Raw genomic sequence first — 12,975 nt, 5'->3', positions numbered from 1 at the left:
CCGGCTCCACAGGCTCAGCCGGGGTCCGGCCGGGTCAGAGAGTGTTGACCCAGGCGACGCGGTCCTTGAAGAAGGACAGCGTCGGCTTGTAGAGGACGACGTACTGGCCGCCGCCCGTCAGGTCCTGGTCGAAGCAGACATCGCCGGTGACGGTGCCGCCCGCGATGAGCGTCGAGGACTGCAGGAAGTTGTCGGTACCGGAGAAGGTGGGGTTGATGATCGCACCGGTCGGCGTCTGGAGCGTGAAGTCGAAGGCGTTGACGTCGAGCGGGTTCTTGCTGTTGTTGACGATCGTGACGCTTGTGCACGCCGTCGGGCCCAGCGTCGCGTCACCCGCGGTGAGCGCCGTCGTCGTGATCTGCACGTCGTCGCTCGTCACCGTCTCCCCGCCGCTCGCGACGACGTCGCCGGACTTCATGCCCGGGAAGGTGACCTCGGAGCCTGCCTCCTCAGTCGTCTCCTCGCTGTCCTGGGCGGTGTCGGCCTGGGCGGGATCGGAGGGGGTGGCGGGGGCGCTGGCGACCGTGGTGCCGTCGGCGTGGGGGCCGGCGGTGGAGGATGTGCCGTGACCACCGCCGAGGGCGGAGGCCACGGCACCGATGACGACGACGGCGCCGAGGCCGGTGAGGACCTTGTGACGGGCGAACCAGGAGCGCTTGGGCGCGAAGGGCTGAGGGCCGGGGTTCGAGGGCGGCACAGGGGAGTGCGGGTAGGGGGCGGACGGGGCGGTAGGGGGCGGCGTGGCCATGGTGTGCTCCTTGGGCTGGGAGGGGGCGCTGCGGTGGTGCGGCGCCGATGACGCCTCGACGATGCCGATCGCGCCCCGGTGGTCGCATCGCCCGGACGGGTAGGGCCGGTTGTCCGAGTGGTCAGGCCGTCCGGTCCGACTCCTGCCCGGACGGGGGAGGGGTCGTGTCGCACCCCTGACCTACAGTGACCGCATGTCGTCGTATGCCCGCCCTCCTGCTCCGGTTGCGGGACCGGTGTGGGGGCCGCGCAGGATGCCTCCGCCCGGGCTGCCGCGCTCGACCGTGCCTCCCGGCAGGTCCTCCGGAGTGGTCCTGCGCACTGTGCTCCTCGTCCTGGCGTGCGGACTCGGTGTCATCATCGCTCTCGGCAGCAGGTGGGCGCATGAAGAGGCTCTCGGCATGAATGTGAGCCAACCGACGCTGCTCGACGTCCTCGCCGTGCTCGCCATGTTCGCCACATTCCCCGCCCTCGGCCTGCGCCTGCGGTGGCCGAGACAGGTGACGACCGCCTCCGCGCTCGCGGCCCTCGTCCTCAAGATGGACGTCACCGTCGGCCTCGCGGCCTTCACGACCGTGGTGCGCCGGGCCGCGGGCGTGCGCGACCCGGCGCCGTGGAGCCTTGGGGGCCTGCTGTGGCTCGCGACCACCGTCGCGGTCTGGCGGGACGCGAGCCGGGCGTCGACGGGGAACTCGATGCTCGGCACCCTCCTCTTCTCAGGCAACGACGGGGTCGGGGAGGTCCCGTGGGGCGCCATTCCCATCACCTCCGTGCTCCTCATGGCCGTACCGGTCGTCGTCGGGTTCGTGCTGCGTAGCCGTGATATCGACGTGGAGGCTCGGGTGCGGGCGGCGGCCGCGGTGCGCCAGGCGGAGTACCAGGCCCAGGCGCACGCCCGGACCTCGACGCGCCTGGCGGACAGGGTCGATCTCCAGGAGGAGCGCGAGCGCGTCGCCCGGGAGGTTCATGACGGCCTCGGCCACCGCCTCTCCCTGCTCGCCATGCACGCAGGAGCCCTCGAGGTCGCCGTCGGGGACCCGTCCGACAGGCCCACCCCGGCGTCGGTCCAGGACTCGGCTCGGCTCCTGCGCGAGGAGGCGCAGGGCGCCATGACGGACCTGCGCTCCCTGCTCGCGGTCCTGCGCGAGCCGATGGGCAGCGTGGAGCCGGCCCCGCGACTGCAGGACCTGCGCGACGTGGTTGACCGCGTCCTCGCGGCCCGGCAGCCCCTGAGCTCCTCGATCTACCTCGAGCGCGCCTCCGAGGCGGATGAGGTCCTCTCCCGTGCCGTCTACCGCATCGTCCAGGAGTCGCTGACGAACGCGCGCAAGTACGCCCCGCAGAGCGTCGTGCGCCTGCGCGTCGAGGGCGGTCCGGACACGGGCGTCGACATCACGTGCTCCAACCCGGTCCCGCGGACTGCCGCGATGACCGCCGCACCGGGGGCGGTCGGGGCCGACGCCGGGGCCGGCAACGATCCGGGGACTGGGCCGGCGCCACGGTCCCCGTCAGGTGGCTCCGGCCTCAACGGCATGGCGAAGCGTGCGCAGATCTGCGGCGGCACCTTCCATGCCGACGTCGACGAGCGCGGCGACTTCGTCGTCTCCTGCCACCTGCCGTGGCGCAGCGCATGAGGGCCTGCCCACCCGTAGGCTGGGGCTCGTGTCCTCCAGCACTGACTCCCCGGTCGCCGGCACCTCCTCCTCCCCGCCGGCGGGGCCGATCCGCGTGCTCCTCGTCGACGACGACCCCCTGACCCGTTCGGCCATCCGTCAGTTCCTGCGTCCGCCCGACCGCTTCACCGTCGTCGGCGAGTGTGCCGACGGCGAGCAGGCCGTCGAGGCCGTCGAAGGGCTCCCGGTGGACGTCGTCCTCATGGACCTGGGCATGCCGGTGATGGACGGCGTGGAGGCGACCCGACGTATCTGCGCCGCGCCGACCGCCCCGCAGGTCGTCGTGCTCACGACGTGGGACGTGGACGACGCCGTCGTGCGAGCGATCGAGGCGGGTGCCTCCGGCTACCTGCTCAAGGTCGAGGCGCCGGGGCAGCTGGCGGCGGCGCTCACGCGGGTCGTCACCGGTGAGCCGGTCCTCTCCCCGGGGGCGATGCGCCAGCTCCTCGAGCACGTGCGGACCCAGCAGACCGGCCCCGACGGTCCGTGGCCCCCCACGGACGAGGCGACGCCGTCGACCGGGCTGATGCCCCAGACCGGGCCGACGTCGGGACCGACCGCGGGGGTGGAGCTCACCCCGCGCGAGCGGGAGGCGGTGGCCGGTGCCGCCGAGGGGCTGAGCAACGAGGAGATCGGAGCGCGGCTCTACGTCTCCGCGTCCACCGTCAAGACCCTGCTGAGCAGCGCGCAGGGGCGGCTCGGGGCGCGCAACCGGACCCAGGTGGCCGTCCTCGCGGTACGCGGGGGGCTCATCTGACGGTGCCGGATCACCGCCCGGTCCGGTTCTCCGGCCCCCTTGACCCTCACGTGACGTGAGGGCCCAGGCTCAGGCACGTGAGCACCGCACAGGAGGAGACGGGGACCGTGACGACCCGGCGGCGCGACCGTGACACCGAGGGCGCCGACGACGTCGCCCGCCTTCACCAGGTCCTCGTCTACCGGGAGACCGGGATGAGCCCGGACCGAGGCGCCGGGCGGGGGCTGCACGCTCAAGTTACTGGTGTGATTTGGGCAATTCGGACTTTTCGTTGGTATTCCGCCGTTTGAGCCCTTTCGCCCAAAACCGCTTCTGAGGCTCCCATGTGCATGGGGGTTGCTCATGCACATGGGAGCCGAAGGACGTGAAACCGCCGAGCCAGAAAACCGCAGGATTACGCGGATTCTGTCGCAGACCGATGTGCGTGAGCGTGCATCCCCCGACAGTACCGGCCACCGCGGGAGTCACCACCATGGCTACGGGACTCACCTATGGCCAGCGATCGTGTCCGCTGGGTGCGGCCGCGGTGGTCAGGACCTCGCGCGGGCCCGGCGCACCACCTTGCGCAGCTCGTCGAACCACAGGACAAGCGAACCCATCGCCAGACACACCGCCCAGTGGGTGAGGTCGAGCGACGCCGTCGAGAATGCCGTCTGCAGCAGCGGCACCTCCACAACCGCCACCTGGAGCATGACGCCCAGCGCGATCGCGCCCCACAGCCAGCGGTTGACGAACAGGTGACTGAAGGCGGACACGCTCTCCGAGCGGGAGTTGACCGTGTTGAACAGCTGGGCGAACACCAGGGTGGTAAAGGCGGCCGTGCGTGCCGTCGTCAGGTCATCCACGGACATCCCCGCGACGTCGATGAGGCCACCGGGCAGGAAGATGTCGAGGGTCGCCAGCGTCGCCAAGCCCATGACCGCACCGATCATGATGACGCCCGCCCACATCGAGGCGTCGATGACCCGGTCGGTGGGCTTGCGCGGCGCGCGCCCCATGACGTCCTCCACACTCGGGTCCACACCCATGGCCAGGGCCGGACCGGAGTCGGTCACAAGGTTGATCCACAGGATCTGGGTGGCCACCAGCGGCAGCACCACGCCCGACGTCGAGTGGTCACTCAGCCCCATGACCCCGGCGAGCACCACGCCACCGAAGACGGTGATGACCTCGCCCATGTTCGACGACAGCAGATAGCGCAGGAACTTCTTGATGTTGTCGAAGATGCGCCGCCCCTCGGCGACGGCGGCAACGATCGTGGCGAAGTTGTCGTCCGCCAGGACCATCGTCGCGGCCTCCTTCGTCACCTGAGTGCCGGTGATCCCCATGGCCACCCCGATATCCGCGCGGCGCAGCGCCGGGGCGTCGTTAACGCCGTCACCCGTCATGGAGACCGTGTGACCCTGGGACTTCAGGGCGGCCACGATGCGCATCTTGTGCTCGGGCGCGACGCGCGCGTACACGCTCGTGCGCGCCACCGCCTCGCTCAGGGCGGCGTCGTCCATGGTGGACAGCTCGCGGCCAGTGAGGACGCTCGCCCCGGCCTCGGCGATCCCAAGGTCCGCGGCAATGCGCCCGGCGGTGGCCGGGTGGTCGCCGGTGATCATGAGCACGCGGATGCCCGCACGGTGGGCCTCGGCGACGGCGGCCGCCGCCTCGGGGCGCGGCGGGTCGATGATCCCGACAACGCCCGCCATGACCAGGTCGCGCTCCAGGCCGGAGAAGTCGGCGTCCCCGCCGGCTGCCAGCGCCTTGCTGACCGTGGCGCTCTCCTCGGCCGTCAGCAGACGCGAGGCGACACCGAGAGTGCGCAGCGCCCGCCCCGACATCGCAGCGATGGCATCCGCGAAGTGACGGCGCACGCCGTCGTCCAGCTCCTCCTCACCCGCGCCCCGTCGCACATGCGTGCAGCGCTCAAGCAGGACGTCCGGGGCGCCCTTGGAGATGATCGTCATCCTCCCCTCGTGGTGGGCGTCGGTGTAGATGACGCTCATGAGCTTGCGCTCGGAGGTGAAGGGAACCTCCCCGACGCGCTCGAAGCGGCCCTCGCGGTGACCGTTGGTGCCGAGCTTGCGCTCCGCGACGAGGAAGGCGCCCTCGGTGGGGTCGCCGATGACGGACCACACGCCCGCGTCGGCGGCGAGCTCGGCGTCGGAGGCCATGGCGCCACCGGAGAGCACCACCGTGACCTCGGCGAGGTGGTCGCCGACGAGCTCCTCGACGTCGGGCACGCCGTCGCCGTCGGCGTCGGGGGAGACCTCCCCCTCGGGCACATAACCGATACCGGTGACGACGGCGTCGCCGGAGAGGGTGACGACCTCCTGAATCGTCATCTCCGAGCGGGTGAGCGTGCCGGTCTTGTCCGAGCAGATGACCGAGGCGGAGCCGAGCGTCTCGACGCTCGTGAGCTTCTTGACGACCGCCTGGTGCAGGGCCATGCGCTGCACGCCCAGCGCGAGCACCACCGACAGGATCGCAGGAAGACCCTCGGGCACGGCGGCGACGGCGAGGGACACGCCCAGCAGGAGGGCATCGATGACGGTGTGACTGGTCAGGTCGTCGGCGAGCAGCAGCAGCGTGGCCACGGTGACGACGGCGATGATGACGACGATGAGGCCGAGCATCTTGGAGATCTGGGTGATCTCGCGCGACAGGGGCGTGGGCTCCTCCTCGACCGAGTCGAGCATCTGGGCGATGGCGCCCATCTCCGTGTTCGCGCCGGTGGCGGTGACGACGGCGCGACCCGTGCCCTGGGCGACGGAGGTGCCACGGTAGACCATGCAGGTGCGGTCGGCGAGGTCCGTGTCCGCGCCTACGGCCTGCGAGGTCTTGGCGACGGCGTCGGCCTCTCCGGTGAGGGAGGACTCGATGACGCGCAGCGCCGCCGACTGGGTCAGGCGCGCGTCGGCCCCCACCTGGTCGCCCTCACCCAGGAGCAGGACGTCTCCGACGACGAGCTCGCGGGAGGGCACGAGGACGCGGCTGCCGCCACGCAGCACGGTGGACTGGGCCTCGGTCATGGCGGACAGGGCGGCGACGGCGTCGGCCGCCTTGCTCTCCTGGACGAAGCCGAGGACCGCGTTGAGGGTGATGACGGCCAGGATGACGAGGGAGTCCACCGGCACGCCGTGGGCGCCCTCGAGGACCCAGGCGATGGCCGAGATGAGGATGGCGGCGATGAGTAGGTAGACGAGCGGGTCCTGGAACTGGGCGAGGAAGCGTCGCCAGGCGGGTGTCGGCGGCTTCGAGGGCAGCTCGTTGGGCCCGTCGGCGGTGAGCCGGCGCGCCGCCTCCTCGGGACTCAGGCCGACAGCGGGGTCAGTTCCGACGGCGGAGGTGACCGCCTCGGCGGTCTCGCTCCAGGGGGCGGTGGGTGGGATCGTCATGATCTCACCCTGGCGGACCGAGTGGTCGGATGTCATGTCCTTTCGCCGTCGGCGGGCATCCGAGGCCGGCAGGTCCCAGGAGCCGCCCAGGCACGCGCCGTGACCTGCGTCCTGTCCCTCCCAGCCTACGGCCGCCATACTGGAAGCATTCATACGGTTGCAGGGCCGTAAACCCGACTGGAAACGAACTGGAAACGAGGAGTGCGTGGCTAACACCAGCGCGAGCAGCGGCGGCCGCCCCACCGGGCGACGCCTGGCCGACGTGGCCAGGAGCAGCAGCAAGGGGACCTCCCGTGCCGGCAAGAGCGGGCGCGACACCCGCCGTCGGCCCGCCATGAGCACGTCGGCCAAGAGCCGCGGCACCGCCAAGGGCCACCCCGCCGGGCGCCGTCGGCTCATCAACTACCCCCGTGCGGGCAAGGGCCCCATCATGCGCTGGCTGCCCGGCTGGCGCTTCCTCCTGGGCTCCTTCTTCCTCCTCATCGCCGCCCTGGCCACCACCTTCATCGTCGCCTACAGCGTCATTGACGTCCCCGAGCCCAGTGAGTTCGCCCAGGCCCAGTCCACCACCGTCTACTACGCCGACGGCGTAACCCCGATGGGCACCTTCGCTGAGGTCGACCGCACCATCATCGACACCTCGACCCTGCCGGACTACGTCGGCAACGCCGTCGTCGCCAGTGAGGACCGCACCTTCTGGACCAACAGCGGTGTCGACCCCAAGGGCATCCTCCGCGCCCTGTGGAACAACCTGAGCGGCGGCGGCAGACAGGGCGCCTCCACCCTCACCCAGCAGTACATCAAGAACTACTACGTCGACACGACCAGCTCCTACCTCGGCAAGTTCCAGCAGGCCATCATGGCCATCAAGATCGACCGTGAGCTGCCCAAGGAGCAGATCCTCGACTCCTACCTCAACACCGTCTACTTCGGCCGTGGCGCCTACGGCATTGAGGCCGCCTCTCAGGCCTTCTTCGGCCACCCCGCGAGTGAACTGACGGTCGCCGAGTCCGCCCTGCTCGCCGGCATCCTGCCCGCCCCCAGCGCCTGGGACCCCGCCGTCGACCCCGAGCAGGCCGCCGCGCGCTTCGAGCGCGTCCTCGACCTCATGCTTGAGGACGGCCGCATCACTCAGGCTGAGCGCGACGCCGCCGTCATGCCCGAGACCATCGCCGACAACAACGAGCAGGTCTACGGCGGTCCCAACGGCTACCTCCTGCAGTTGGCACGCGCCGAGCTCCAGGCCGACGCCGGCCTGACCGCCGAGCAGATCGACACCGGCGGCTACACCATCGTCACCACCATCAACAAGACGGATCAGGACGCCGCCGTCGCCGCCGTCAACAACCTCCCCGAGGGGCACTCCGAGAACCTCAGGGTCGCCCTGGTCTCCATCGACTCCGCCACCGGTGGGATCCGCGCCCTCTACGGAGGCTCGGACTACCTCACCAACCAGGTCAACGCCGCCACCGACGCCATCGCCCAGGCCGGCTCGACCTTCAAGCCCTTCGCCCTCGTTGCCGCCCTCGAGAACGGTGCCACCCTCGCCAACGGCTACAGCGGCGCCTCCCCCATGGAGATCGACGGCAACACCTTCAGGAACTACGGCGACGTGTCCTATCCGTGGTCGGACCTGGTGAAGATGACGGCTTACTCGATCAACACCTCCTACGTCCAGCTCAACTATGACCTGGGTGCGCAGGTCACCAACGAGGTCGCCGTGCGCGCCGGCTACCCCAAGGACACCTACGGCCTGGACGCCTACGCCCAGAACGTCCTGGGCTCCGCCGCGCCGCGCACGATCGACATCGCCACCGCCTACGCGACCTTCTCCGCCCAGGGCGTGCGCCATGACACGCACATCGTCGCCTCGGTGACGAACTCCGCGGGCTCGGTCGCCTACCAGCCCTCGACGGACGGTGAGCGGGTCTTCGACACCGGCGTCATGGCGGACGCCACCTACGCGATGCAGCAGGTCGTCCAGTACGGCTCCGGCACGACGGCCCTCGAGCTCGGCCGGCCGGTCGCCGCCAAGACGGGCTCGTCGTCGGACAACAAGTCCGCCCAGTTCGTCGGCTACACCCCCCAGATCACAACGGCCGTCACCCTGTACCAGACGGGCGCGGACGGCTCGGAGGAGTCGATCACCCCCTGGGGCGAGTACGAGGAGATCACCGGCTCCACCTACCCTGCTGACATCTTCACCGAGTACATGGCCACCGCGCTCGCGGACCTGCCTGTGGTGGGCTTCCCCGACCGCACCGCGGGCTCCTACAAGCGCGGCGGCCTGTTCGGCACTCCCCAGCCCGAGGCGACGCTGACGCCGACCCCCGCCGAGGAGCCCATCCCGGTCCAGACGGCTGAGGTGCCCGCCGAGCCTGAGCAGACGGCGCCGCCGACCCAGCCTGTCGGGCCACCGCCCGCGCCGGAGCCGACGCAGCAGGTGCCGACGCAGCCGTCGGATGAGGGGTCCGAGGCCCCCACCCGGGGCCCGGGGGGATAGTCGCCCTGCGGGCTGAGGGGTCGTCGTCGGCGTGCTGGATCCCACGCGCTGAGGCGGCCCCTCGCCTTCCCCTGTCCCGCGGCACTCCGGTAAGGTTGTGGCTCGGTTGCGCCGTCGGGCACCCGCCTGGACGGCACGGCTTACGCATCACCCTCCTGTCACGGAAAGACCGTGACCGCCACAGACCAGAGGAGGTGGGTACCAAGCATGCGTCATTACGAGATCATGATCATTCTCGAGCCCGAGACCGACGAGCGCACCGTCGCCGCGTCTCTCGAGAAGCTGCTGCAGGTCGTTCCCAGCAACGGGGGCACCGTCGACAAGGTCGACGTCTGGGGCAAGCGCCGTCTTGCGTACGACATCAAGAAGAAGTCCGAGGGCTTCTACGTCGTCGTCGACATGACCACCACGCCGGCCATCGCCCAGGAGCTCGACCGCCAGCTCGGCCTCAACGAGTCCGTCCTGCGCACGAAGCTGCTGCGTCCCGAGGCCTGAGCCTTGGACGGGAAACGGTAGAGAACTATGGCTGGCGACACCGTCATCACAATCATCGGCAACCTCACGGCCAAGCCGGAGATCCGCTACACCAACTCCGGCGCGCCGGTGGCGTCCTTCACCATCGCGTCGACGCCGCGGACCTTCAACCGCCAGGCGAACGAGTGGCAGGAGGGCCAGACGCTGTTCATGCGCTGCTCTGCCTGGCGCGATATGGCGGAGAACGTTGCTGACAGCCTGGACAAGGGCATGCGCGTCATCGCCCAGGGCCGCCTGCAGCAGCGTTCCTACACGGACCGCGAGGGCGCCCAGCGCACCGTCGTGGAGATGCAGGTCGACGAGATCGGCCCGTCCCTGTGGCGCGCCAAGGCTCAGGTCACCCGCACTCCGGGTGGCGGCCAGGGTGGCGGCCACGGAGGCTACAACCAGGGTGGCGGCCAGCAGGGCGGCTACCAGGGTGGTGGCCAGGGTGGCTACGGCGGAGGCCAGCAGGCCTCGTATAACGCCCCCTCCGGTGGCGCCACGGATGACCCGTGGGCCACGGGCGGTGCCACCAACTTCGGCGACGAGCCCCCGTTCTGATCGTTTCCCTCGGCGCCGCGCCCGCGCGCAGTGCCCCCACCCCATCTCGTATGAGCGCCTCGGGCGCTCGAACCAAGGAGTACCACTATGGCGAAGCCTCAGCTTCGTAAGCCGAAGAAGAAGCTCGGCCCGGTCAAGGCGATCAGGGTCGGCACTATCGACTACAAGGACACCGCCACCCTGCGGAAGTTCATCTCGGACCGCGGCAAGATCCGCGCCCGCCGCGTCACCGGCGTCTCCGTCCAGGACCAGCGCAAGATCGCCAAGGCCGTCAAGAACGCCCGCGAGATGGCCCTGCTGCCCTACTCGAGCTCTGCTCGTTGATCGGAGGACACCGACATGACCACCAAGCTCATCCTCACGCACGACGTGGCCAAGCTCGGCTCCGCCGGTGACGTGGTCGAGGTCAAGGACGGCTACGCCCGCAACTACCTCGTCCCCCGCAAGCTGGCCACGCCGTGGACCAAGGGCGCCCAGCGCCAGATCGACCAGATGGCCGAGGCCCGCCGCAAGCGCACCATCGAGTCGCTCGAGCAGGCCCAGGCCGGCCGCGCCTGGCTGCAGGAGAACGTCATCACGGTGACCGCCACCGCGGGCGCCAACGGCCGCCTCTTCGGCGCCGTCACCACCGCCGAGCTCGCCGAGGCCGTCAAGGCCGCTGGCGGCCCCGCCATCGACCGCCGCAAGATCGAGGTCGTTCCTCCGATCAAGTCGACCGGTCGCCACTCGGCCTCCGTGCGCCTGCACGCCGACGTCGTCGCCCCCCTCGAGGTCAGCGTCGTCGCCGCGCGCTGAGCGGGGCGCGGCGTGCGCTGAGCGGCGTGCGGCGCGCGCTGGGCGGCGAGCGCTGAGCGTCTCCGACTCCTCAACGCCCGTGGGGCCCGCTACCTGGCGAGGTAGCGGGCCCCACGGGTGTTGTGCTGACCGGGTTGGCGGGGCGTCGGCGGTGGGGTGGCGGGCTTCATGGGTGTTGTGCTGACCGGGTTGGCGGGGCGTCGGCGGTGGGGTGGCGGGCTTCATGGGTGTTGTGCTGACCGGGTTGGCGGGGCGTTGGTGGTGGGGTGGCGGGCCCATGGGCGTTCTCGCGGCCAGGATCGGTGCCGTGCCGGGGTCGCGTCGGTCGGCCGCTGACCTCGTCCCTGCTGCCTTGATCTCGTTCGCTCTGCTTGACCTCGTTCCTTCTTGCTCGACCTCGTTCGTTTAAGGGACGAGGTGGACCCGCGAGGGACGAGATGAACGTGGAGGGTACGAGGCGGACTCGGTGGGCGCGGTCGTCGGTGGGCGCGCGGTCGTTGGCGAGGGCTCCGGCCTGCGGTGCGGCGGAGCGTCGTCGGATTCGTCAGGACCACAGGAGGGGCTCGGGGTGTGCGGCCCGTAGCACCTGCGGCGGGAAGAGCCGGAAGATCCTGGACCTGAGGGAACCGAGGTCCTGAAGGTCGCCCCAGGTCACGTGCTCACAACGCCATCCCAGCCGATTCAGAGCGTCGCGGCGCTGCTTCTCCCGCCACAGCGCCTCCGGGGACGTGTACTTGAGGCGGCCATCGAACTCCAGGGAGACGAGGACCTCGGGCCAGGCGAGGTCGGGGAAGACGGTGCGCCCCTCCTCGAGGACGATACCGTGCTGCAGCTGCGGTGTCGGTAGCCCGAGCGCCGCGACGAAGCACCGGAGGACGGACTCGCCCGGTGACTCGGACAGGGGTGAGGCGATGGAGGCCACTGCCCTGGCTCGCCGGGCACCGCGCCGACGGCCGCAGGCCGCGATCATGGTGGTGAGACGGTGGCGCAGCACCTGCGTCAGCCGGGCCGCCTCGTCGGGGCGACGCCGATCGGGCTGGCAGATCCGTCGCAGCGCCGCGTCCACTACGCAGATCGCCTCCTGCGCCGGCAGGTCAAAGGCGCAGTCGACGGCGGTGCGAAGCACGGTGGTGACGGGCAGGCCGTCGACGACGGTGATGTCCTCCGCCGAGATCCGCAGGGTGCGTCGTCGCAGCTGGACCTGGGGGCCGCCGCCCGGTGCGGTGGGGAGGGGAACCGAGGAGCGGCTGGGCCAGGTGGGCAGGATGAGGCTGATATCCGGTTCCGCGCGGGCGACGGCGAGGCCGTGCACGAGGGCCGCCGCCTCGTGGCTGAGGCACCGGGCTGAGGGCACGCGCAGCACGGCGGCCGAGCAGCGGGCGAGGCTGAGGCGTCTGCTGCTCTCCCAGGGGGACAGGCCAGTGGGGTCGAGGTCCGCGAATAGTCCCCGGCCCAGCCTGATGGGATGGTCCATGAAGCGCGGCGGCCCTGCATTGACCAGAACAACGGGCAGAGGTTCGTGCTGGTGGTCGATGGCGTCCATGCCAGCATCCTGACGGGTGGGCGGGCGGCCCTATCGGGTCCCTGTGGACGAGGGTGCGGTGGCGCAGGCCTGTGCAGCCCGGGGGTGTGCGCTGTGACAGGGGCCCCTCCTCGTGTTCCCGGGTGTGGCGGACGGACAGGCGGGCGTGGTCGGGCCTGGTCGGGCTTGCTTGAGCGCGGCTGGTGTGTTGGCGTGGTCGGGCTTGGTGAGTGCGGCGGGCATGGTTGGTGTGGTCGGGCTTGGTGAGTGCGGCTGGCGTCCGTCGTGGCCCACAGAGGACTCGACTACTGCCGTTGATCTCGTTCCTCAGGTTCTGATCTCGTTCCCCACAAGTCGATCTCGTTCCTTAACCGAACGAGGTCGAGCGCTGGCGAACGAGATGGACGGGCGGGGAACGAGGTGGACGGGCGGGTGGAGCGCTGGGGAACGAGATGGACGGGCGGGGAACGAGGTGGACGGGCGGGTGGAGCGCTGGGGAACGAGGTGGACGGGCG

At 70.6% G+C, this 12,975-nt stretch carries 10 protein-coding genes; 7 read left to right on the top strand and 3 right to left on the bottom strand.

Going from position 1 to position 12,975, the window contains the following annotated elements:
* Positions 1–34: 34 nt before the first annotated feature.
* Positions 35–748: a DUF4352 domain-containing protein gene (locus ID810_RS12030; RefSeq protein WP_166858098.1), complete on the bottom strand. Its 714-nt coding sequence runs from the start codon at positions 746–748 to the stop codon at positions 35–37.
* 400 nt (positions 749–1,148) lie between these two features.
* On the opposite strand from ID810_RS12030, the gene ID810_RS12025 reads away from it, so the two are divergent.
* Together ID810_RS12025 and ID810_RS12020 are read left to right on the top strand one after the other, a co-directional pair.
* Positions 1,149–2,381 carry a sensor histidine kinase gene (locus tag ID810_RS12025; RefSeq protein WP_235931537.1) on the top strand — a complete coding sequence of 411 codons (1,233 nt, stop codon included), beginning with the start codon at positions 1,149–1,151 and terminating at the stop codon, positions 2,379–2,381.
* A 28-nt stretch (positions 2,382–2,409) separates the two neighbouring features.
* On the top strand, positions 2,410–3,177 hold the full coding sequence (locus tag ID810_RS12020) for a response regulator (RefSeq protein WP_235931536.1): 768 nt from the start codon (positions 2,410–2,412) through the stop codon (positions 3,175–3,177).
* 530 nt (positions 3,178–3,707) lie between these two features.
* On the opposite strand, the gene ID810_RS12015 is transcribed toward ID810_RS12020, so the two are convergent.
* The gene (locus ID810_RS12015; RefSeq protein ID WP_166858105.1) at positions 3,708–6,599 is read right to left on the bottom strand and encodes a cation-translocating P-type ATPase; all 2,892 of its coding nucleotides are present in this window, start codon (positions 6,597–6,599) and stop codon (positions 3,708–3,710) included.
* Positions 6,600–6,993: 394 nt separating this feature from the next.
* Between ID810_RS12015 and ID810_RS12010 the strand changes: the two genes are divergently transcribed.
* The 5 genes from ID810_RS12010 (at position 6,994) to rplI (ending at position 10,938) form a co-directional block, all read left to right on the top strand.
* Positions 6,994–9,066, top strand: a complete 2,073-nt coding sequence (locus ID810_RS12010; protein ID WP_413227876.1) for a transglycosylase domain-containing protein — start codon at positions 6,994–6,996, stop codon at positions 9,064–9,066.
* 207 nt (positions 9,067–9,273) lie between these two features.
* Positions 9,274–9,561 (top strand): 30S ribosomal protein S6, encoded by a 288-nt coding sequence (rpsF, locus tag ID810_RS12005; RefSeq protein ID WP_166858109.1) that lies wholly within the window; start codon positions 9,274–9,276, stop codon positions 9,559–9,561.
* A gap of 27 nt (positions 9,562–9,588) precedes the next feature.
* The gene (locus ID810_RS12000) at positions 9,589–10,143 is read left to right on the top strand and encodes a single-stranded DNA-binding protein (RefSeq protein ID WP_166858111.1); all 555 of its coding nucleotides are present in this window, start codon (positions 9,589–9,591) and stop codon (positions 10,141–10,143) included.
* Positions 10,144–10,230: 87 nt separating this feature from the next.
* Positions 10,231–10,467, top strand: coding sequence for a 30S ribosomal protein S18 (gene rpsR / locus ID810_RS11995; RefSeq protein WP_166858113.1), 237 nt, complete (start codon positions 10,231–10,233; stop codon positions 10,465–10,467).
* 15 nt (positions 10,468–10,482) lie between these two features.
* A complete protein-coding gene (rplI, locus tag ID810_RS11990) occupies positions 10,483–10,938 on the top strand; it encodes a 50S ribosomal protein L9 (RefSeq protein WP_166858114.1) in 456 nt (151 codons plus the stop codon).
* Between the two features lie 544 nt (positions 10,939–11,482).
* Here rplI and ID810_RS11985 read toward each other — a convergent pair.
* Positions 11,483–12,481, bottom strand: a complete 999-nt coding sequence (locus ID810_RS11985) for a hypothetical protein (protein WP_235931535.1) — start codon at positions 12,479–12,481, stop codon at positions 11,483–11,485.
* Positions 12,482–12,975 lie beyond the last annotated feature (494 nt).

The sequence above is a fragment of the Actinomyces respiraculi genome (genome assembly GCF_014595995.2).
Lineage (GTDB): Bacteria > Actinomycetota > Actinomycetes > Actinomycetales > Actinomycetaceae > Actinomyces > Actinomyces respiraculi.
Note: the sequence above shows the minus strand (reverse complement) of the source record. Positions and strands in the feature narration are given on the sequence as shown.

Bases quoted from the DNA above. Each gene is read 5' to 3' on its own strand.
- ID810_RS12030 (WP_166858098.1), bottom strand. From the start codon at position 748: ATGGCCACGCCGCCCCCTACCGCCCCGTCCGCCCCCTACCCGCACTCC.
- ID810_RS12025 (WP_235931537.1), top strand. From the start codon at position 1,149: ATGAATGTGAGCCAACCGACGCTGCTCGACGTCCTCGCCGTGCTCGCC.
- ID810_RS12015 (WP_166858105.1), bottom strand. From the start codon at position 6,599: ATGACATCCGACCACTCGGTCCGCCAGGGTGAGATCATGACGATCCCA.
- ID810_RS12010 (WP_413227876.1), top strand. From the start codon at position 6,994: ATGCGCTGGCTGCCCGGCTGGCGCTTCCTCCTGGGCTCCTTCTTCCTC.
- rpsF (WP_166858109.1), top strand. From the start codon at position 9,274: ATGCGTCATTACGAGATCATGATCATTCTCGAGCCCGAGACCGACGAG.
- ID810_RS12000 (WP_166858111.1), top strand. From the start codon at position 9,589: ATGGCTGGCGACACCGTCATCACAATCATCGGCAACCTCACGGCCAAG.
- rpsR (WP_166858113.1), top strand. From the start codon at position 10,231: ATGGCGAAGCCTCAGCTTCGTAAGCCGAAGAAGAAGCTCGGCCCGGTC.
- rplI (WP_166858114.1), top strand. From the start codon at position 10,483: ATGACCACCAAGCTCATCCTCACGCACGACGTGGCCAAGCTCGGCTCC.
- ID810_RS11985 (WP_235931535.1), bottom strand. From the start codon at position 12,481: ATGGACGCCATCGACCACCAGCACGAACCTCTGCCCGTTGTTCTGGTC.